We start from the raw sequence: 20,801 nt of genomic DNA on the forward strand, positions 1-20,801 counted from the left end.
CGGCACAGGCAACCGAGGAACGGAGACGGACATGGAACCGCTCGCACGCGCGCTGTGCGCGTCCCTGCTGGAGTCGCGGGAGCTGAACGCCGACGAGGTGCGGCACCTGCACGACTTCCTGTCCCGGCACGGCGAGCTGGACCTGCTCGCCAGGCTGGCGCACCACCCGGCGCTGCCGCCGGAGGTGGATCAGGCGCTGGGGGCGATGCCGGAGGTGCGGGTCCGGGTGGCCTGGATCAGCCGGCCGGGCCGCAGCCCCGAGGACGCCGACCGGCTCGTGGACAGCGAGCGCCGGGTGACGGTGCTCAAAGCGGTCGCGCGCGTGTCGGCCAACCCGCACATCCTGCGGGCCCTGACCCGCCGCGACAACGTCGGCATCGCCGCGGAACTGGCCCGGCGCGACGACGTGCCGCAGGACGTGCGGCTGTGCGCGTTCAGGACGCTGGCCGCCGCCCGGTCGCGGACGCAGGAGCCGTCCACGCTGTTGCACCAGGCGCTGCGGTCCGACCCGGAGGTGATCGCGGCGGTCGCGGACGTGGTGACGGACCCGCACATCGCCGAGGGCGTCGTCCAGAACGCCTGGCACCACCAGGTCGGCCTGCCGGCGCCCGCCCAGGAGTACCTGGCCGGGCTCCTGCTCGGCGACGGCGACCCCGCGGAGCTGGTGCGCGCGGCGCTGCGCGGAGACCACCGCCACACCTATCCGTGCGCGGTGTGGTTCCGCCGCGCGGGGCTCCTGGCGCGGCTGCCCGGGCTGCGCGAACCGCTGATCGCGCGGCTGCGCGCCGCCCACCAGCAGGCGACCTCGCTCCTGCGCGGGTGTGACGAGGCGGCCCTCCGGCGCCTGGGCATCCGCCGGGACCTGGACATCATCGGCGAGGCGCTGAACCCCACCCGGGCCGGCGCGGCGGGCCGCGTCCGGGCGGAGACCTCCCCGGAGGTCCTGCTGGAGCTGGCCGGGCGGGCGGCGGCCGAGGACGACGTCCAGCTGGCCTACCTGCTCGGGCTCAACCCGGCGACCCCGCCGCGGGCCGTACGGCGCCTGCTGCGGTCGCCCGTGATCGTCATGGGTCTGGGCTCGTACCAGCACGCGCTCATCCGGGTGCACAAGGACAGCCCGGCGCACCTGGCCGAGCTGCTCGCCGGCCGGGCCGTGCCCTACTGGCCGGCCGCGCTGCGGGAGGCCGCCGACCCGCGGGCGGTGCTGCGCGCCGTCATCGAGGTGTGCGGCCAGACCGGGCAGTGGCCGCCCCAGCTGGCCCACCAGGTGACCCTGCCCTGGGAACTGGTGTGCCTGCTGCCGCCCCAGCAGGCCCTGGAGCACCTGGCCGCGAACGGCCGGCGCCTGCTGGCGGACCGGCACGCGGCGCTGCTGGGCCCGGCGACGCTGCACGAGATCGACGCGGCGCTGCGGGAGGGGGACGATCGCCGGCTGGGCGACCTGCTCGCGGGGTCCTGACCGCCGCGGCCCGGCCGCCGCGGGCGCGCGGCCTGTCCCGGGGGCTCCGTGCTGCCCGGGCGCACCCGTGCTGCCCGGGGCACCCCGCGTCCGCCTGGCACGCATCGGCGACCCCTCTCCCATCAGGGTGAGGGGTCGCCGTCGTCTCCGCGGCCCACGCCGGTCTGCGGCCCGGACGGGCGGCTATTCCGCGCGGCGCTGCGCGGCGGGCCCGGGCGGCCGGGCCGGCCAGGAGGACACCCGCGCTCCGGGCCTTTCGCGGTCCGGTTCGGCCAGCGACTCGACCATGTCCTCGGTGACCCGCAGGAACGCGGCCTCGAGGACCTGGTGCCCGCCGTCGTCCAGCGCCTCCTCGCGCAGGTTCTCCTCGCGGAGCAGATCCCGCACCGCCACCTGGAGCGCGTCGCCGTTGGGCGGGGCGGCGTCCACGAGCAGCTCGGCGAAGGCGTTCACGCCGCCGTCGAGGTTGGCGGCCTGGTGCCGGGCGGTGACGTTGAGCGCGTCCGCCAGCGCCAGCACCATGGCACGGCCCGCCGGCGTGCGGGGGACGGCCAGCTCCAGGCGGGCGCACAGCGCGCCGGTCACGTCCGCCACCGGGCTGTACGGCGGGAGCCCGAAGTGCGCGGCGAACGCGGGCTCCAGACGCACGTCGCCGCCCAGGATCGCCTCCAGTTCGGGCGCCACCGCGCCCGCGCCGGAGGTGTGCTCGGCCTTGAGCGCGGCCAGGCCCGCGGCGATGCGGGCGGTGCGCAGCGTCCCGGCGGGGGTGGCCGCCAGCCAGCCGATGGCGGCCGTCACCGCGGCGGGCCGGTCGGCGGGGTCGATGTGGTTGCCGACGACCTCCGGCAGGTGCAGCGCGCAGCAGGCGATGCTGCCCGACAGCTCCACCATGTCGGCGGCCGTGAACAGGCCGCCGCACCAGTCGCAGGTGTGGGCGTCCTGGGCGAGTTTCACAAAGCGCTCCAGCGCGGCCATCCGCCGTTCCAGCGCGTCGAATTTGTCGATGCCGGCGCCGAGCACCGTGCCCAGGGCCGAGGCGGCCACGCGGGCCAGGTCGCCCGTCTCGCCGTCGGCCAGGTTCCACTGCTCGCCGCAGTCGGTGCAGACGAGCCCGAGCAGGCCGTCCTCATCTCCCAGGCGGCTGAGCGCGTCCCAGGGGTGATCGCAGCTCATCTGCGGTGTCTGGTCTTCCACGCCACCACCATTCCTTCTTCTCGCGTCCTCACGCGCTACCGGTTCTCCGTGTCGTGCACGAAGGACTGTGCGTGCCCGGCAGGCGGCCGCACCGGGCGGAGGCGAGAACTCTCACGCCGCCGGCGCGTGGACGGGCCCGTCCGCCGTCAGTCGACGCGCAGCCGTACCCCGGAGCCCCGGCGTAGCCGGGTGACGATCGGGTCGAGCTCCGGCAGCCGGTGGCGGGGGAGCCGGATGAGCAGTTCCCACTCCCCCGCCACCCGGCGGGGGCCGTGGATGACGCCCGGCCAGCCCTTCGTGCTCGGCGGCGTGGCGCGGGCCAGCCGCAGGGTGACCAGGGCGCCGAACGGGGGCAGGCCCAGGGCCTGGGCGTCGTGGTAGGCGCGTTTGGCGACCGCCACCTGGTCGCGGCGGGTGAACAGGTCGGCCAGCAGGTCCTGGCGGGGGTGGGAGGTGACCGCGAGCACGGTGCCGCCGGGCCCGGCGGCCTGGGCGGCGGTCATGATGAGCCGGGCGGCCGCCTGGGCCGGGTCCAGGCCGGGGGCGCGGATCACCGCGTCGACGTCGGGCAGCACGACCAGGCCCCGCCCGGCGGCCTCGGCGAGCTCGGCCAGGGACACCGCGTGGCCGTACGGCGCGGCCCAGGAGGTGAGCGCCTCGGCGGAGTAGCCGATGGTCCGGGTGCCGGGGCGCCCGCAGGCGGGGCAGGGGGTCCGGATCAGGTGGGTGCAGGGGTCGCCGGCCGCGCAGCGAGGGCAGCAGCGGCGGTCGCCGCAGCCGGCGCAGACCTGGAACGCGGTGCGCGAGGCGAGCAGGGCCGGGGTGTGGCCGGCGGCCGCGGCCTGCTTGAGGGCGGCGCGGACGCCGGGCGGCAGCAGGCCGCCGGGGTGCGGCCCTGCCGTGCGGGAGATCAGGCGCATCCGCGGCCAGTGCGCGGTCCCGCCGACGGGCACGACCTTGACGCCGGCGCCCAGAGCGGCGGTGGTGGGGGCCGCGGAGATGAGGACGAGCGCCAGATCGCGGGCGGCGGCGCGGGCGGCGGCCACGTCACGGGCGTGCGTCTTGGGCATGGCCTGCTCGTAATGGCCGCTGTGGTCCTCCTCCACCACGATGAGGCAGGCGAGCCGCTCGGCCCCGTACAGGGCGGCGGCGCGGGTGCCCACCCCGACGGGGGCGGCCCCTTCGCAGAAGGCCTTCCAGTCGCGGCCGGGGGCGGCGGCGCTGAGCGTGACCACGCCGGAGGCGAAGCAGGCGCGGACCCGGTCGACCAGGGCGAGGGTGGGGCACAGGATCAGCACCTGTCCCCCGCCGGAGGCGGCCGCGGCGGCCTCCCGGGCGGCCAGCACGGCCGGGTCGAGCAGCGGGGCGCGCAGCAGCAGGACCCGGCGGCGGCCGGGCGGGTTGGCCGGCCGCCGGTAGCGTACGGCCTCGGCCTGGGCGGTCAGGCGCAGCGGGCCGGGGTCGCGCGGGGTGGCGCCGCGGCCCTTGCGGGGGGAGAGCCGCCCGGCGATGGCGGCGAAGGTGGCGAACTGGCGGGCGGCCAGCGCCCGCGCGACCTCGATGTCGGCCGGGTCGCAGCGTTTGCCCCAGACGGCGGTGATGGGCCGGGTGGCCTTGGCGGGGTCGCCCGGGCCGACCACGACGCCGTGGGCGGCGCGCCTGCCGTACGGCACGTGCACCGCGTCGCCCGGGCGCACGGTGAGGTCGTCGGGGACGAGGTAGCTCAGCGGGCCGAGGCGTCCGGAGCCGTCGACGAGCACGTCGGCGGCTCCGGACAGTGCGGCGGCTCCGGACAGTGCGGCGGCTCCGGGCGGGGCGGGGGCCCCGGACGGTCCGGGTCCGGCCGGGGCGCCGGGGCGGGGCTCGGTGGGGTGCGGCATGCCCCGGACGGTCCCGCCGCGGACCGGCCCGTCAGCACTCCGTGGCATCGGCCCGGCGAAGGTCGTACGGGCCCGAATTGTCGGTGCCGGATGTCATCATGCCTCCCTCGGATCGACGGGTTCGATGAAGGGAGTTCGGCATGCGTGTGGTGTCGGCCGAGGGGACGACGGTGTCATACCGGCGAGCCGGAGAGGGTCCGGGCTTGGTGCTCCTGCACGGGACCAACAGCGACGGGCAGTCCGGGTTCGGCCATCTGGTCGATCGGTTCACGGACCGGCGTACGGTGATCACTCCGGACTACGCCGGCGCCGGCCAGTCGACGATCCCGGACGGTCCGCTCTCGCTTGACGTCCTCGTGTCCCAGGTCGCGGCCGTCATCGATGACGCGGGAGGCGGGCCGGTGGATCTGCTGGGCACCTCTTTGGGCGCGGTCGTCAGCGCCGCGACCGCGGCGGCCCACCCGGAGATGATCCGCCGCCTGATCCTGGTGGCGGGCTGGGTGAGCAGCGATGACGCCCGCCACCGGCTGGTCTTTGAGACATGGAAGCGATTGCAGGCTCTCGATCCCGAATTGAGCACCCGTTTCGGCCTTTCCCTGGCCCTCAGCCCGGACTTCCTCGCGGGGCTGGGTCCCGGGCAGGTCGGGCAACTGACCGCGCGCCGGTTTCCCGCCGCGACGGATCGGCGCATCGATCTCGGGCTGCGCATCGACATCTCCGGCCTGCTGCCCAAGATCACCGCACCCACCCTGGTCATCGGGCTCAGCCGGGACCAGCTGGTGCCTCCCTATCACGCGCGTGCGCTCCACGCCGCGATCAGCGGAAGCCGGTACGAGGAGATCGACAGTGGGCATGCCGTCCAGGTGGAGAGACCCGATGAGCTGATCCGGCTGGCGCGCGCGTTCTTCCACGAGCAGGGGTGATCGCCGCTTCCGCCCGGCGAGCCCCGCTCGGCCGCACGGCCGGTCCGGGGCGGCCGAGCGCTCCGGCGCCCGGCGCCAAGCCGGGTCGCCATGCGCGGCGACGCCGACTGGGGCCTTTCCCGTGACCTGGCGGCATCATCCGAGCCCTCTGCCGCGCGGTCCCGCAGGCCCCGCGCGGTCCCGCAGGCCCCACCCGGGACATGAGCCGGCTCTGGAGCCCCGGGGACGATGAGATCCCGGCGATCAGATGATCGGCCGGGATCTCCGCAGCCGGCAGCGGGCCGTCGCGGCGACGGTCCCGATCGCCGCCTCGGGGCTCGGTGCTGCCCGGAAGGCGTGGCGTCGGTGCGCGGGGGTGGGGTTACGGCCGGACGGGCATCACGAGGGTGGTCAGCGGGAACGGCTCGGCCGAGGTCAGGCGCAGCGGCCGGGTGTCGGCGTCGTACCCCAGCGTGAGCGTCTCGGCGCGGTGGGCGGCGACCGCCTGGGCCAGGAACGGCAGCCGGAAGGCGCAGGTGAACGGCGTGCCGGCGGCGTGTTCCAGCTCGACCGTCTCGGCGCCGTCGCCGGTGGTGTCCGCGGCGGCGGCCAGGGTGCACACGGCCGACTCCAGGCGGAGTGTGACGGTGGCGTCCTCGCCGAGGGCGGCGAGCCGGGCCAGCGCCTGGGCGGCGGCGCGGCGGGGCACGTCCACCTGGTGCGGGGGCGGGGCGTCCAGCACGTTGCCCACGGCCGGGAACCACTCGGGCGCGGCCAGCCGGGTGGTGACCGCGACCTGCGCGGAGGCGGCCTTGAGCAGCGACGCGTCGGCCGCGGCCCGGGTCGCGCCGATCTTGGCCATCAGGTCCAGCGCGGTGAGCGGCACCAGGCAGGTGCGTTCGCCGAGGCCGGCCCCGGGCAGTTCGGCGCGGGTCAGCCGGAAGGTGTCGGTGGAGTGCAGCACCAGCGACCGCGCGGTGGACACCAGTTGCACGGTCCCCTCGGGGGAGACCGACGTGCGGCAGGCGGACAGCGCGAGGTGCAGCCGCTCCAGGTCGGCGTCGACGAGCGGGCCGCGGGGCGAGGGCGGATCGGGGTAGGCGGCGTCGATGGTCTCGAAGGTGTAGGGGTGGCCGTGCTCGGCGGCCACCCGCAGCCTGCCCCCGGTGACCTGGACGTCCAGGGGCGTGCCGGCGGGCAGGCCGGCCAGGTAGGCGGCCAGGGGCCGGGGCGGCACGATCGCCGTCCCCGCCGCCCGCACACTGGCGCCGGCGACGACCGCGGTCACCGAGGTCGTGCGGTCGTACCCGGTGACCTTCACCTGCCGGGTCCCGGCGTGCAGGCGTGCGCCGCCCAGGGCGGCGATCTCGGGGTTGAGGGGGACGACGGCGCGCGCCGCGTTGAGGGCGTCTTTGAGGTGTTCGGCCTGGACGAGGAATCTCATGCTGTCAGCATCGGCGCGCCCGGCGGCCCTTCGCCGGGGTGAGGCCCGGCCGGCTCAGCAGGTCACGGCCGCGCCGGGGATGATCAGCGGTTCCCAGGCGGGCGCGGGCCTGCGGCCGTGGCCGGGGTCGATCGCGTACAGGCTCTTGCCGCCGATCAGGGCGCGCACGCGGCGGCGGCGCTCGTCCGCGCTCACATAGTGGCGGATGTCGCCGGGCAGGCGCCAGCGGCCGGTGTGCCAGTCGTACGGGCAGCTGTGGCCGAAGACCTGGTGGAAGGGCGGGGCCACGTCCTCCTCCTCCAGCAGGACGGTCCACGGCAGGATGACCTCGTGCCCCGCCTCGGCCCAGATCGGGCCGGCGTCGGGGGTCAGGGGCCGGCCCATCATCAGGCCGTACCGCCACAGCGCCGGCTCGCCGCGCCGCGCCATGGCGTTCAGGCGGCGCGCGGCGGTGGCGGCCGAGGCCGTGCCCCGCAGGTGGTTCCACCAGAACATCTGGGTCAGGCCGGCGTGGGTGATCAGCGCGTCCTGCCCGTCCCGGCCGTGCACGGCGGCGGCGGCGTGCAGGAGCCCGCGGTCCCACCAGCGGCGCAGCAGGGCGGCGTCCTCCCCGTCGAGGGTGTCCTGGCCGGGCCAGGTGAAGGCGGGGGCGCCGTCGAGGTAGAGCGATTCGTGGTTGCCGAGCAGCTGGATCCATCGCCCCGGCTGGCGGCGCAGGAACGCGTCCACGGCCCGCAGGACCCGCCGCGAGTGCGGGCCCTTGTGGACCAGGTCGCCGACCTGGACGACGATCAGGTCGTCCGGCAGGGCCAGGTGGCCGCCGGACGTTCGCGCGCCCAGGCGGGCCAGGAGGTCGTCGAGCTGGTCGGCGTGGCCTCCTACGTCTCCGATGACTGCTACTCGGCTCATGGCGGGTGGGGGTCAGCCGGGAGGTTCCCGGGGGTCGGTGGGATGCGGGGGCGCCTGGCCGTCCGGCGCGGCCGGGGCGGGCGGCGGGGCGAAGGCGGGGCAGATGGGCTTGAAGGCGCACCAGCCGCACAACGGGCCGGGCTCGGCGGGCCAGTCGCGGCGCGCCGCCGACGACTGGATGCGGCGCCAGATGCCGACCAGGTCCGCCCGGGTGCGCGAGAGCATCGCGGGCGTGACGTCCGCGCGCAGGATCTGACCCGGGCCCCGGCCGCTGAGGTACAGCAGGCGCAGCTGGTGCGGCATGATCCCGGTCATCTCCCGCAGCAGGAGCGCGTAGACCTTCATGGCGAAGAACGCCTCGTCCTGGTAGCGCGGCCGGGGCATGCGGCCGGTCTTGTAATCGGTCACCCACAGCTTGCCGTGGATGTGGTCCAGGCGGTCGATGAAGCCGTGCACCGTCAGGGCGCCGATGTCGGCGCTGACGTGCTTCTCGACGGCGTCGGCGTCCCAGCGCGTGGGGTCCTCGATGGTGAAGTAGTTGCGGACGAACTGTTCGGCGTCCCGCAGCAGCCGCTCCTCCTGCGGCGACCCCGCCTCGACCAGGCCCTGGTAGGCCGGTCTGGCCGAGGCGGCGTCCTTGGCCAGCAGCTCGGCCCAGGCCGGCCGCACGTAGGAGACGGCGGCCTCTGCGACGCGGGCCGAGCGCGGCTCCTGGTACAGCCGTTCCAGCGCGGCGTGCGCGAGGGTGCCGCGCGTGGTCTCCACGGTGGCGGGCGAGGGCAGCTTGACGATGGTGGTGAAGTAGAACTTGCGCGGGCAGGTGCTGTAGTCCTTGGCCCGCGAGGGCGACAGCCTGGCGGGCAGGAGCGCGACGTGGTCCTCGGGGTCGGCGGGCGGCACAGGTGCGGACATGCCGGTGACCGTGCGCGCCCGAACGAGTCCGGCATCCCTCTGCCCGCTCCGGGGCGGTGCCGGCGCCGGGGGAAGTGGGGGCGTGCGGATCGGGTGCGGCGCGGGGAGGCGGGCCGCCGGTGGCGGCGGCCGCTCCGCTCCCCGCGGGCCCGCGGGCCCGCCCTGGCGCGGCGGACGGCCGGGCGGCGGGGTGCCGGTCAGGCGGCGGCGTGGGCCGCGGCGGAGTGCCGCAGCATGGCGTCGATGAACGGGTCGATGGCGCCGTCCAGGACGGCGGCCACGTCGTGGGTCTGCACGCCCGTGCGGACGTCCTTGACGAGCTGGTAGGGCATCAGGATGTAGTTGCGGATCTGCGCACCCCAGGCGGCGGGGGCGGCCTGGCCGCGGCGGCGGGCGCGTTCGGCCTCGCGCTCCTGCAGGTCGGCGTGCAGCAGCTTGCCGTACAGCACTTTGAGAGCCGTCGCCTTGTTCTGCGCCTGGGAGCGGGTCTTGCGGCAGGTGGCGGAGATCCCGGTGGGCAGGTGGGTGACGCGCACCGCCGAGTCGGTGGTGTTGACGCCCTGCCCGCCGGGCCCGGAGGCGCGGAAGACGTCGACGCGCAGGTCGCGCTCGCGCAGCTCGGGAAGCGCGGCGGGCCCGGCCAGCGGGGCGACCTCGACGGCGGCGAAGCCGGTCTGGCGCCGCCGCTGGGTGTCGAATTCGCTGATGTGGACGCGGCGGTGCACCCCGTGCTCGCCGCGCAGCAGCCCGTAGGCGTACTCGCCGTGGACGGCCAGGGTGGCGTGGCGGATGCCGACCCCGGCCTGGCAGGCGATGTCGTAGACCTCGGTGCGGTCTCCGCGGCGGTGGGCCCAGGCGGTGTACATGTCCAGCAGGGCCGCCGCCCACTGCTGGGCGTCCTCGCCGCCGCTGCGGGGGGTGATGGTGAGCAGGGCGGGCAGGTGGTCGTGCTCGCCGGTCAGCGACGCCTGGCGGGCCAGGGCGGCGATCTGCCCGGTCAGCGCGTCCAGTTCGGCGCCGGCCTCGCCGTGTGCGGCCGCGTCGCCTTCCTCCTGGGCGAGCTGGAAGAGGGTGCGCGTGTCCTCCAGCCGGGCCGCCAGGTCCGTCACGGCTCCGAGCTGACGCTCCAGCCCGGCGAGGCGGCCGGACAGGCGGACTGCGTGGTCCGGGTCGGACCAGGTGCCGGGTTCGGCGGCCGCCGTCCGCAGCCGGGCCAGCTCGCGCCGTTTGCCGGGGATGTCCAGGGCGGCCGCGGCCCGGTCCAGGTCGCGCGCGGCCTCCTGGAGCCGCTGCTCGGGTACGGCGAGCCGGCCGGCCTCGGCGTGCCCGCGATGGCCGCCCGCCGCGGGGACGGCTGCGCCTGAGGCGATCATGTGAGTGCTCCTGTCGATGCGCGCGCGGCCGGTGCGGCCGCGCTGACAGCGCCGGACCGTTCTCGTCCCGGCCGGGAGGGCAATGGTCCGGCCGTTCGGCTCCCGCGCTGTTCCGGCCACACGCCGGCCCGGCCCTGCGCTCACCTGGCCCTGCGCTCACCTTGGCGCGGTGCTGTTCCGGACCTGCGCTGTCGTGTCCCCGCGCTGTCGTGTCCCCGCGCTGCTGCGTCCCTGAGCAGGCCGCACCCCCGGGGGCTCTTGTGTCCTCCGGGGGTGCGGATGGGGGCCGAGGTGGCCTGGCGGGCGCGTCAGGCGGCCCGGCCGTGGTGCCGCGCGTACCAGTCCAGCTCTTCCAGGCGCTGGGGGATGCGCACGTACTCCACGCGGGTCTTGGGCTTGTTGACGCGCAGGATCGCCTCGCCCACCTCCAGCGAGCGCAGTTCGGCGCTGGTGACGATGAGGTCGTCGCGCACCGAGACGGTGCCGATGTCGATGACCTCGCCATCGACGACCTTGTGGGACAGCTGGGCGGCCTTCTCCTCGCCGAGGAACTCGGCGCACTTCTCCGCCGACTCCGGGGCGCCCTGGGCCATGATGATCGCGACATTGATGTTCTGGGACAGCCGCGCCCAGTCGTCGCCGTCGCTGTCGATCCAGTCGTTGGGACCCTGCGTGCACAGGAACATGCACACGCCGGCGGAGCGGGCACGCGACAGCAGGTTCATCACGATCTCGCGGTTCACCCAGTTGGCCTCGTCCACGATGATGAACTTCGGCTTGCCCTTGGCGGCGCGGCCGGTGGTGCGCTGTGCGGCGTCGACGGACACGCGCTGCAGCACCGCCGAGGACACGATCCGTGACATGTCGGGCTGGCCCAGCGAGTTCAGCCCGATGTAGGTCAGGCCGCCGGCGGTCACGTCGATCTGCGTACGGCCGCCGCCGCCGGTCAGCACGTACTTGCCCGCGTCGGAGTCGTACAGGTTGGTGAGCTTCATCCCGAACCCGGCGGCCGACTTGGCGGCGTCGGGGATCGGCTGGGCGATCATGCCGTACTCGGCCTTGCTGGTGCCGGGCGCGTGAGCGTCGATGACCGCCCGCATCTCCTTGGTGGCCTGGCCGATCTTCTCCCCGCGCTCCAGCAGGCGGCCGATGGTCAGCACGTCGGGGAAGGGGAAGCGGTCGGGGGCCAGTTCGTGCGCCTGGTAGGACATGCGCAGGACCTGGGCGAGCATCTTGCGGTTCAGGTTCTGCCAGTAGGCGTCGTCGAACTGCACCAGCGACATCAGGGTGTCGAAGGCCTCGTCCGGGCCCATGCCCGCCAGCGTGTTGAACCAGAACCTGCCGCGGTGGTCCGACAGCGCCATCTCCTGGTACGGCAGGCCGTGCATGGCGGTGGCGGCGCGGCACTGGTCGCGCAGCCCGCCGGGCGCGGTGTCCTCCTTCAGGTCGATGATCATGCCGTCCCAGCCCATGTCCAGCAGTGCGCCCATGAGCCACTTGATGGTCTCGGTCTTGCCCGAGCCGGTCGAGCCGAGGATGACGCCGTGCATGCCGATCTCGTGCTCGCCGAGCATGACGGGGCGGGCCCGGGCGCCGATGCCGAGCGGGAACTTCCGCTTGCCCGGCGGGTCGCTCTTGGCCGTCGGGGGCTGGGCCCGGGGCCCGCGGACGGCGGGGATGTACCCCAGGGGCGGGTCGGTCTGCAGCTTGCGCAGGAGCCGGGCCCGGCGCCGCTCGCTGGGCACGAGCGGGTCGCGCTGCAGGCGCCGCCCGGCGAGGAGCCGCCGGGCCAGCGGCGCGTCGAGGGTCATGATCTGGGAGTCGCGGGCCAGCCCCGCCAATCCGGCGAAGATCAGGGCCAGCGCCAGGATCGGGACGAGGGGGATGTGGCCGCGCCGCCCGTCGCCGAGCCCGGCGAGGCTCGCCAGCCACTGCCCGTAGGCCGCCAGGTTGGGCGCCGGCGCGAAGCACAGCCCGACCGCTCCGGCGGCCGCGATGATCACCCAGTGCGTCTTGCTGCACCAGTTGCGCAGGGCCAGGAAGAGGGCGGCCGCGATGAGCGCCGGGATGATGATCAGGGCGGCGGCCAGGACCGTGCAACAGCCCACGAGGGCGGCCAGCGTGGCATCGCCTCCCCCGCCCTCCTCGCGCCGAGCCCTGGACGGTTCAAGGTCGATAGCCACCTTGTGTCCTTCCACATGCTGATTGGGATTGGCGAGGGGAACCGTCCGCCCGGCGAGGGCGCCCGCAAGGCGCGGGGCACGGGCCGCGCCCCGCCCGGAGCCGGAAAGCCGATATCCCAGGCGGGCCGCCTGGGATATCGGGGTGGTGCGTTCTCGACCCATCGGTGAGCGTCCGGATCGCTCACGGCGCCGGCGGGCGCGGCCCCGCGGGGGCCGCCCGCCCCTGCGTGCCCGGTGAGCTGCCCGGACCCGGGGTCAGCCTCCGGCCTTCCCTCCGGTCAGGTCACCCAGGCTGTCGATCATGGCGCCGAGGATCTTGCCGAACTGCTGGATCAGCTCGATGGTGAGCTGCAGGTTGAACAGGATCGCGGCGACGAACAGGCAGCCCACGACGACCTTGGCCGACTCGGCGGGGCGCCCGCGCATCACTCCCTGGACGGCCTTGAACACGGCCACGATGACCAGGATGAGGGCGACGGCGCCGCACACGGCCTTGATCATGGTTCCGGCGCTGCTGTTCAGGAAGGTGGTGGCGCCTCCCGAGCCGTCACTCGGCGGCGGCGCGGCGAGGATCATCTCCGCCGCCGCCGCGCGGAACACGTCTGAGCTGAGGTTCATGGGTTTTCCTTCAGGGGCGATGGGTCACGAGGTGATGGCGTTTGAATAGTCCGCGAGCCCTCCCGCGTCGCCAGCCGCGCCCCACGCCGTGATGTGGGGGCGGGCCGCGGTCGGGCTGGCCACCAGCACGTCGTAGTCGTTGTACGTCTGGAACTGCGGTTCGGCCGGAGCGGGCTGCCCGTCGGCGGGCTCCGGGGCCTCCGGCTGGGGGCTCTGCTGGGGGCTCTGCTGGGGAGCCGCCTGGCGGGCCAGCAGGACGCGTACGCGCACGATCAGGCGGCCCTCGGAGGCTCGCGACGCGAACAGCGTCTGGACGCTGCCCGGCCCGTCCGGCACCGTGTAGCCGCCCAGGCCCGCGTAGCGGCGCGCCGGGTTCTGGTCGCCGGTCAGGGTGCGCAGTTCCTCGCCGTTGTCGGCGGCGAACGCCTTGGCCCACTTGACGATCTGCTCGGTCACCTGCGGCGGCACGTCCGCGCGCAGGCCCCGCAGGGCGCTGTAGTCGCTGCTCCCGGCCTGGGGCGCGTCCTTGTCACGCCAGACGTCGAGGCTGGGCATGCCCGACAGCCGCGGGCCCTGGTCGGTCAGGGCGATGGGCACCTTCACCATCAGCGGCTTGGGGCCGCCCTGCGGCGGGTGCTGCGGCTGCGGCTGCTCGCCGGGGGCACCGCCCGAGGGAGCGGGGCTCGCCTGAGGCGTGGCGGCGGCCTGCGGGGCGCCGCTGGGGCGGGGCGAGGCGGACGGCTTGCCGCCGCGCCGCGGGGACTTGGGCGGGCGGCCGCCCGGTGTCGCCGACGGAGCCGGGGACGGGGTGGCCGAGGGCGCCGGAGCCGGCGCGGCTTCGGGCTGGCGGGGCGTCACCATGAAGTGGTGGACCTCGAACTTCAGCCAGCCGAGCTCCTCGGAGCCGAAGCTCTGGACGTCGAAGCCCGTCCAGGCCATCGCCTCGTAGTCCAGCGGCTTGATCCGCACGACGTTCTCGTTGAGCTTGGCCGACTCGGGCCTGAAGTCCTTGGTGTGCGGGATCTCCTGCAGTCTGCCGGCCAGGAAGTGCTGGGCCGCGATCTGGGCCATGTCACGCCCTTGCGGCGCGACGCGGGACAGGTCCGGCGGCGGAGCCGCCCGGGTGGTCAGCGCCACCAGGAGCGCCACGGCGCCCAGCGGGCCCATGCACCACAGCGTGATCATGATCCGGCGGGCGCGCTTGGCCGCGGTCGGCGCGTCCGAGCGCCGGGCGGGGATCATGGTGAACCTGTGTTGGCTGCTTTCGTATGGCAATGGTCGACCTTTCCTACGCGGGGGCCCCGCGTTCGCCAGGGCCGCCGCCCCCAGCGTCGGAACATCGCCCACACCCCCGAGCCCGGCCGCACGAGACGGGCACGGAGCTCGGCTACAACAAGATGAACGAGCAGGCCAAGAAGTTCGGTGTGAGCGCCGGGTCGAGCGGCGGCTCTACGATTTCCACCGTGAAGCCGCCCGGTACGCCACCGCCGCTCCCATCGCGGACCTGCGGGCCGAGCTGACCGAGCGCTTCCGCGCCAAGCCTCCCGCCTCCTTGAAGGAGACCGCGTGACCCGGATCGGCATCACCGGCCACTCGAACCTCACCGACGAGACGAACCACCTGGTGTACGGCGCGCTGCGCGAGGCGGTGGCGCCGTACGCGGAGGGCGGGCTCGTCGGAATCTCCTGTCTGGCCCGCGGCGCCGACCAGGTCTTCGCCCGCGTCGTCCTCGACTTGGGCGGGCGGCTCGAAGTCATCCTGCCCGCGCCGGATTACCGCGAGGAGAAGGTCAAGCCGGGCAACCGGAAGGCGTTCGACGAACTGCTGATCCGCGCCGCATCGGTGCGGTACATGCCGTTCCTGACCTCCGGCCGCGAGGCGTACATGGCGGCGAGCGAGGCCCTGCTGGGAAGCGTGGACAGGCTTCTCGCCGTCTGGGACGGCGGCCCGTCGGGCGGCTTCGGCGGCACGGCCGACGTCGTGGAGCAAGCCCGCCGGCTCGGCCTCCCCGTCGAGGTCATCTGGCCCCAGGGCGCCGAACGCCGCTGACCGATGCCACGTTCCGTTGCCGGACATCGGCGTCTGAGGCGCGGGACACGCGGTCGAATCGGCAGTGGCGCGACAGCGACCGCCAGGCGACCGAGCGTCCCGCGGCGGCCGGTGTCGGCCAGATGCGCGAACCCAGCGCGTTCCCTGAGCTGATCGGGAACGCGCTGGTCAGCGGTATCGCTTTCGCCGGAACTCGAACCCGGGCCTGCGGGTGGGAAGTCAGCGGCGGCGGCGGTGGCGGGCTTTGCCGTGGTCGGTGGGGGACGCGGCGGAGGGGCGTGCCGGTGGGGTGGGCTTGCGGGAGCGCTGCTTCGGCGGCTTGCGTCCCTGGGTGGACAGCTCGGTCGAGGGGCGCAGCCGGTCGCGGCCCTTCTTCAGGGGGGAGCCGGCGAGCTTGTCCGCGCCGGGGATGGGCACCGGAAGCGGCACTCCCCGCTCGTCCCACTGCGCCGCTTGCACCGGCACGGCTCCGGGCAGCATCCGCACCGTCCCGGCCGCCGTGCGGTGCAGCGGCGCGATGCCGATGTAGAGCCGCACGGGCTTGCCGTCCACGCTCACCTTGCGCGCGGTCGTGGCCCTGACGGTCAGACCGAGCCAGGTCAGCATGGATTCGCCGCTCAGCGGCGAGTAGTTGACCACCAGCCATCCCGCGGCGGCGCCCAGGACGGAGCCGTACATCAGCTGCTGGAATCCCGCTCCGGCCACGGCCGTGGCCACCAGCAGCCCCAGGCACGCGCCGACGCCGCCGAACAGGATCGTGGTCAGCTTCACGGTCCTGGGCAGGGTGAGCCGCTGGTTGATGCTGCCGATCACCGCGGGCGGCGGCCGCAGGATGTTCGTGGCCGCGATCATGGTGGGGCCTTGGGCCCGTTCGGTGTCCTCGCTCATAGGCTTCAGGATCGGAACGGCCGCCGCCGCGCCGGGCGGAGGCGAGCGTTGCCGCACCGGCCCTGCGGCGAACGGTCCCTGCTCATGGGAAATCTCACCGATGCGGCGCGCAAGGGCTTCAACAAGCGCAAGAAGCCCTGGCACGACTTCGCCATGCCCAACTCCTGGCCGCTGTGGACGGTGGCGGCGGTGGTGTTGTTCGGCGGCTGGATGGTGTACCAGGTCGCCTTCGCCGGGCACCCTCAGGCCCCGGCGCAGGAGATCGCCGTTCCGCCCCCTCCGCCCGTGACCGCGCCCGCCACGGCCCCGCCTGCCACGGTCCCCCCGTCGGCGGCGCCGACCCCGGACGGGTCCGGGCAGGGCGCGGCCGGCGAGCGGGACTTCACGGCCTCGTCCCCCGTGCAGGTCCCGGTGACCGGCACCGACCGGCGCGCCCCGGTCCCCCAGGGGGCGCTCAACGTGGCCAAGGCCGCCGCCCTGGCCACCGCGAACGGCCGCTGGGAGGGGATCCCGACCGCGGGCACGCCCGCGCCGCCGGCGGATCCGGCGCCGCAGGCCGCGCTCGCCGGTGACGTGTCCGTCATGGACCCCGCGATCACCGGTGACGGCACCTACGTCTTCACCCTGACCCTCGACCCCGACGCGGCCGGCGGACGCATGCCGTACCAGACCAAGGTGACGGTCCAGCGGGGCCGGCAGGGACAGCAGGGCTACCTCGCCCTGGTGTCCTGAGCCCGGCCGCCGCGCCCGCGGCCCCGGCCGCGCCCACCTCAGCCCGGCCTGCCCCCGCGGACGATGACGCGCCCGCGGGGGCAGGCCGGGTCTCATGTCCCGGCCCCTGTCCTCCCGGGCCCCGGTTCCCCGCCCGTCCCCGCGACCCGCCCGTCCCCGCGACCCGCCCGGCCCCGTGACCCGCCGGAGCGCGGCCGCCCGCGATCGGCGTGAATCCGTCCGCTGATCTCCCGGTCCCCGCCGATCCCGTCGCCTCCGGGCGGCGGTGGGCCGTCCTGGCGTGCTTGCCCTGCCCGGCCCTCCCCGGACGGTCCCCTTCCGCGCGCTCACGCGTTCGTCGTGACCGCGCGGCAAATGTCTGATCGCTGACGAGGTGAACACATGAGCGAGGAACCACGGCGCAGCCCGCCTGGGGACTCCGGGGAGGGGGAGGCGTCCTCTCCCCTGGACGGGTTCGCCACCGCGCCGGACGCGGAGGCGACGCCGCCGGCGGCGAGCTCCGCGCGACCGGGCGAGGGCGGGCAGGACGCGGGCAAGCAGGCCGCGTCCTTCGGTAAGGACATGGCGATCGAGGCCGCCACCCACGGAGCCGGCCTGCCCACCGGGCCCGGAATGGAGATGGTCGGCGCCGCCATGGGCACCGACCCCGAAGGCGGGGCCCCGCCCGGCGCACCGCAGGAACAGTCCGACCCGCGCTCCGCCGCGCGGCGGCTCGCCACCGCCAAAGAGGCGTTCGCCGGCCAGCTCCGCGGCGGCGACACCGCGCCGGCGGCCGCGCGGGGCGACCGGGACGAGCCGGGCACCAGCCTGTCGGACCGGCTCAAGGACAAGCTCGGCGACCTCGGCGCGGGCTCCGGCAAGGACACGCCCGGCGACGCGGCCGCCGACGGCCAGGAGGGCAAGCTCGCCCGGCTCAAGCACGACGCCGGGGTCATGGCCGGGCAGGCCGCGGGAAAGGCCGCCGACGAGTACGCCAAGAAGGCGGCGGCCGCGGCCTGGGGCGTCCCGCCACAGGTCACCCAGAAGGCCCTGGACGCCACCCGCAAGGTCCTCAACACCAAGACTGGGCAGAAGTTCCTCAACCGGTCGGTCGGCGGCAAGATCCTCAACTCCTCCAAGTTCGGGCGCTCCGTCAAGGAGGGCCTGGGCATCGGGGGGAAGAAGAGCCAGGAGCAGGGCCCGGGCGACGCCGCGGGCCAGGGTGACGCGGCCGGCAAGGTCCTGCGGTCCAAGTGGACCCTCGGCGTCGTCTTCGTCGTGCTGGTCAGCATGCTGCTGGTCGCCCTGCTCGACGGGAACGCCACCGACCGGCGCAACCAGGTCCAGCCCGACCAGAAGGCCGAGAAGATCGCCGCCGAGTACATCCCGCCCGGCTGGCTGACCCTGCTGAAGAAGGCGGCCGACTCCACCCTCGACGAGGAGGACTGGGCCGTCGTCCCGTGGACGATCCTGGCCGGCATCGCCAAGGCGCAGACCGACTTCGGCCGGTTCAGCCCCTACGACGACGCCGACCGCGACCCCGACCGGCGCACCAAGGACGTCGGAGGCGGCGGCGGGGGCGGCGGCGGCGCGGACGTGCCCATCGGCCCGACCACCGGCGCCGGGCCCGGCCCCATCGAGGGCGTCACCGGGCCGGGGAACAACACCTCCCTGTCGCCCGACCACCCGGCGCCCCCGGCGGGGAACCTGTCCCAGCAGCTCGGCTGGTACGTCTGGGCGCTGCGCATGCACGAGTCCGAGACCTGCATCAACAAGCCGGGCGGGCAGTACAAGTGCCGTAACGCCCAGACCGGGGCCTGCGGCGCCTACCAGTACCTCAAGTCCACCTGGAACAACTACAAGGGGTACGCGACCGCGTGCGACGCCCCGGCCGCGGTGCAGGATCGGCGCAAGATCGAGGACGTGCTCAAGGCCTGGAACCGGTACCACCAGTGGCAGAAGATCACGATGGCGCACTACTACCCGGCGTGGGCGAACTCGCCGGAGAAGTGGAACCAGAAGCCCGGCCCGTCCTACGTCGACAACCCGACCGCGTGGGGGTTCGTCGACGACGTCATGAACCGCATGCGCAAGGCGGCGCAGATCCATCCCCCCGGCAGCGGCCCGGACTCCGACTCGCCCGCCCCCTCCGGCTCACCGCGGGCGGCCGGCCTGACCGGCGGCGCCGCCGTACGGCAGGGCGTGTTCGCCGGTGACTGCGAGGTCAAGAACCCCGATCCGGAGATCGGGGGCAAGGACGGCCAGGGTGTGGGCCCGTTCCTGCTGACCCCGGCCGCGGCGGACCTGATGGAGGACGATGACCTGGATCCGCACAACCCGTGCGACGCGGCCGACTGGGTCGCCGACCGGCTCGCCGAGACCGCGCTGGCCGTGCACCGCGACGCCAACGCCCCGGAGTGGAAGCCCAACGGCGACGCCAAGGACATGGAGAACGCCCGCAAGTACTGGCGCCTGGTCATCGAACGGTCCGGCATCTTCATGGACCGGTCGGCCAGCACCGGGCAGGCGTGCGTGCTCCCGCCCGACGACGCGCAGGACGAGCGGTACCGCCAGTCGGTGTCCTACAAGATCGTGTATCTGTGGAGCTGCACCATCGCGCGGGCCAGCGATCTGTACCTGGTCACCGGCGGCGCGTACGGCAACGGCGGCGCCTTCGACTACAAGGTCGAACAGGACCGCCGCGCACTCACCCGGATCCTGGTCGATGAGGCGCTCGGCGTCAGCTACGCCGCCAGCAAGTGGAAGACCGAGGGCTGCGACAACGGCTCCGACGACCGGCAGGGCATCTTCCCGATGACCAAGCAGGAGGCCAAGGCCGCCGGTGTGCAGGACCGCTGCGACGCGGCGGCCAACATCGTCGGCGCCGCCCGGCTCGTCGTCAGCGGCGAGCAGGTCAAGGTCGCCGCCAGGCCCAAGGACAAGGGCGTCTACCAGCCCATGCTGGGCGGCTGGGCCAAGCTCGGCATCGCCCTGGGCCGCGACGCCGACCTGTTCGCCACGGTCGGCCCCGGCACGGACTTCGAGCCCACCGACTCCTGCACCCGGGTGATGACCGGTTTCCTGACCAAGGTCGCCCCCCAGGCGGGCGCGTTCGCCGCGCTGACCGACCCGCCCCAGGCGTCCGAGCTGGGCTCCTGGCAGCAGAAGCTGCAGCAGGCCGCCGCGGCGGCCGGCGCCAAGGACCCCTCCACGGACCCGGCCTGCGTGATCGGCTCGTGGGCGCCGGGGTACAACGGCGCGCTGGCGCAGCTGGCCGCCGACCTGGCCGCCCCGACCAGCACCGGCCTGGACGCGGCCGCCCGCAAGAACCTGGACGGCCTGGGCAACTACTACCTGGCCGAGGAACGGGCGCTCAAGCCCAAGGACCCGGTTCCCGGCGAGGACTCCCTGGTGATCCCGCGCCTGGCGCCCAAGCCGCTCAAGGAGATCAACGCGCCGATCGATCCCGACGCGCTGGACGCCTACAGCGACCTGGGCGGGTCCAACGGGCCGCTCGGTCAGAAGGCCGTCGAGTACGCCTGGTTCTTCGGCGGGGTGATCGCCCCGTTCGACAGCGCCGGCAAGCGGATCGGCTCGCTGGCCGACGGCTCCGGCCCGGGCGGGCCCGGGGGCGGGGACGGCGGCGCGGGTGACGGCAGCGGGCCGCCGCAGGTCGAGGTCGGCCCCGACGGGTGCCCCGTCGAAGCGCCGCGCAACACCCTGCGCGAAGGCTCGGCCAAGATCGGCGTGCAGAAGCTGTGCGTGGACTCGGTCGACCGCGCGGCCACCCCCGAGGCGGCCAAGGCGATCAAGTGGGCGCTGACACACCTGGGCTGGCCGTACTCGCAGCCCAAGCGCATGGTGTGGGGGTGGGCGGACTGCTCCAGCTTCACCGCCCGCGCCTACAAGAACGGCGCCGGCCTGCCGGTCTACCGCGGCTGGGCGCCCACCACCTACACCTGGATCAAGCTGTCCGGCGCCAAGCACATCACCTACGGCACCGCCAAGCCGGGCGATCTGGTCCTGCCGCGCAAGAGCCACATCGCGATGCAGCTCACGCACGGCTACAAGGTCCACACCAACATCCCCGGGGACGTCAGCAAGGTCGAGCGCGCCTACTCTTCGGTGAACTACACCCTGCGCATCGTTCCGGACCAGGTCAAACCCTGGGACTGACGGCACAGTGGCCCGCCGGGGGACATCCCCCGGCGGGCTCTCGTGTGCGGGACCGGCCGGTTCCTCCGGCGCGGGAGCGACGCCCCGGCGCGGCCTCAGGCGA

The 20,801-nt window shown here is 74.7% G+C and carries 15 protein-coding genes; 5 read left to right on the forward strand and 10 right to left on the reverse strand.

Annotated features, from left to right (window positions below; translation table 11 throughout):
• Positions 1–31 precede the first annotated feature (31 nt).
• Entirely contained in the window at positions 32–1,459 is a 1,428-nt protein-coding gene (locus tag D5H75_RS31795; RefSeq protein WP_119930266.1) for a hypothetical protein, read from the forward strand.
• A gap of 183 nt (positions 1,460–1,642) precedes the next feature.
• Here the strand turns inward: D5H75_RS31795 and D5H75_RS31800 are convergent, their stop codons facing one another.
• Entirely contained in the window at positions 1,643–2,653 is a 1,011-nt protein-coding gene (locus D5H75_RS31800) for a hypothetical protein (protein WP_147425336.1), read from the reverse strand.
• A gap of 146 nt (positions 2,654–2,799) precedes the next feature.
• Positions 2,800–4,533, reverse strand: coding sequence for a primosomal protein N' family DNA-binding protein (locus D5H75_RS31805; RefSeq protein ID WP_119930268.1), 1,734 nt, complete (start codon positions 4,531–4,533; stop codon positions 2,800–2,802).
• Between the two features lie 206 nt (positions 4,534–4,739).
• Here D5H75_RS31805 and D5H75_RS31810 point away from each other — a divergent pair, with 206 nt between their 5' ends.
• Complete coding sequence (locus tag D5H75_RS31810) at positions 4,740–5,456, forward strand: alpha/beta fold hydrolase (protein ID WP_242454644.1); 717 nt, start codon at positions 4,740–4,742, stop codon at positions 5,454–5,456.
• A gap of 361 nt (positions 5,457–5,817) precedes the next feature.
• Here D5H75_RS31810 and D5H75_RS31815 read toward each other — a convergent pair whose 3' ends face one another.
• From D5H75_RS31815 to D5H75_RS31845, 7 genes are all read right to left on the reverse strand, one after another.
• Entirely contained in the window at positions 5,818–6,879 is a 1,062-nt protein-coding gene (locus D5H75_RS31815) for a hypothetical protein (protein WP_119930270.1), read from the reverse strand.
• A gap of 54 nt (positions 6,880–6,933) precedes the next feature.
• Positions 6,934–7,788, reverse strand: a complete 855-nt coding sequence (locus tag D5H75_RS31820) for a metallophosphoesterase (protein ID WP_119930271.1) — start codon at positions 7,786–7,788, stop codon at positions 6,934–6,936.
• A 12-nt stretch (positions 7,789–7,800) separates the two neighbouring features.
• Positions 7,801–8,700 carry a RecB family exonuclease gene (locus D5H75_RS31825; RefSeq protein ID WP_119930272.1) on the reverse strand — a complete coding sequence of 300 codons (900 nt, stop codon included), beginning with the start codon at positions 8,698–8,700 and terminating at the stop codon, positions 7,801–7,803.
• Positions 8,701–8,897: 197 nt separating this feature from the next.
• Complete coding sequence (gene prfB / locus D5H75_RS31830; RefSeq protein ID WP_119930273.1) at positions 8,898–10,073, reverse strand: peptide chain release factor 2; 1,176 nt, start codon at positions 10,071–10,073, stop codon at positions 8,898–8,900.
• A 308-nt stretch (positions 10,074–10,381) separates the two neighbouring features.
• Positions 10,382–12,256 (reverse strand): type IV secretion system DNA-binding domain-containing protein, encoded by a 1,875-nt coding sequence (locus D5H75_RS31835; RefSeq protein ID WP_147425337.1) that lies wholly within the window; start codon positions 12,254–12,256, stop codon positions 10,382–10,384.
• A gap of 255 nt (positions 12,257–12,511) precedes the next feature.
• A complete protein-coding gene (locus D5H75_RS31840; protein ID WP_119930275.1) occupies positions 12,512–12,874 on the reverse strand; it encodes a hypothetical protein in 363 nt (120 codons plus the stop codon).
• Positions 12,875–12,898: 24 nt separating this feature from the next.
• On the reverse strand, positions 12,899–14,116 hold the full coding sequence (locus D5H75_RS31845) for a hypothetical protein (RefSeq protein WP_119930276.1): 1,218 nt from the start codon (positions 14,114–14,116) through the stop codon (positions 12,899–12,901).
• A 324-nt stretch (positions 14,117–14,440) separates the two neighbouring features.
• Here D5H75_RS31845 and D5H75_RS31850 point away from each other — a divergent pair, with 324 nt between their 5' ends.
• Positions 14,441–14,923 (forward strand): hypothetical protein, encoded by a 483-nt coding sequence (locus D5H75_RS31850; RefSeq protein WP_119930277.1) that lies wholly within the window; start codon positions 14,441–14,443, stop codon positions 14,921–14,923.
• Positions 14,924–15,142: 219 nt separating this feature from the next.
• On the opposite strand, the gene D5H75_RS31855 is transcribed toward D5H75_RS31850, so the two are convergent.
• Positions 15,143–15,811 (reverse strand): hypothetical protein, encoded by a 669-nt coding sequence (locus tag D5H75_RS31855; protein ID WP_119930278.1) that lies wholly within the window; start codon positions 15,809–15,811, stop codon positions 15,143–15,145.
• Positions 15,812–15,895: 84 nt separating this feature from the next.
• On the opposite strand from D5H75_RS31855, the gene D5H75_RS31860 reads away from it, so the two are divergent.
• Together D5H75_RS31860 and D5H75_RS31865 are read left to right on the forward strand one after the other, a co-directional pair.
• Positions 15,896–16,543, forward strand: a complete 648-nt coding sequence (locus D5H75_RS31860) for a hypothetical protein (protein ID WP_147425338.1) — start codon at positions 15,896–15,898, stop codon at positions 16,541–16,543.
• Positions 16,544–16,924: 381 nt separating this feature from the next.
• Positions 16,925–20,698, forward strand: a complete 3,774-nt coding sequence (locus tag D5H75_RS31865; RefSeq protein ID WP_119930280.1) for a hypothetical protein — start codon at positions 16,925–16,927, stop codon at positions 20,696–20,698.
• Positions 20,699–20,801: the final 103 nt, after the last annotated feature.

This window comes from Bailinhaonella thermotolerans (genome assembly GCF_003594875.1).
Classification (GTDB): Bacteria; Actinomycetota; Actinomycetes; order Streptosporangiales; family Streptosporangiaceae; genus Bailinhaonella; species Bailinhaonella thermotolerans.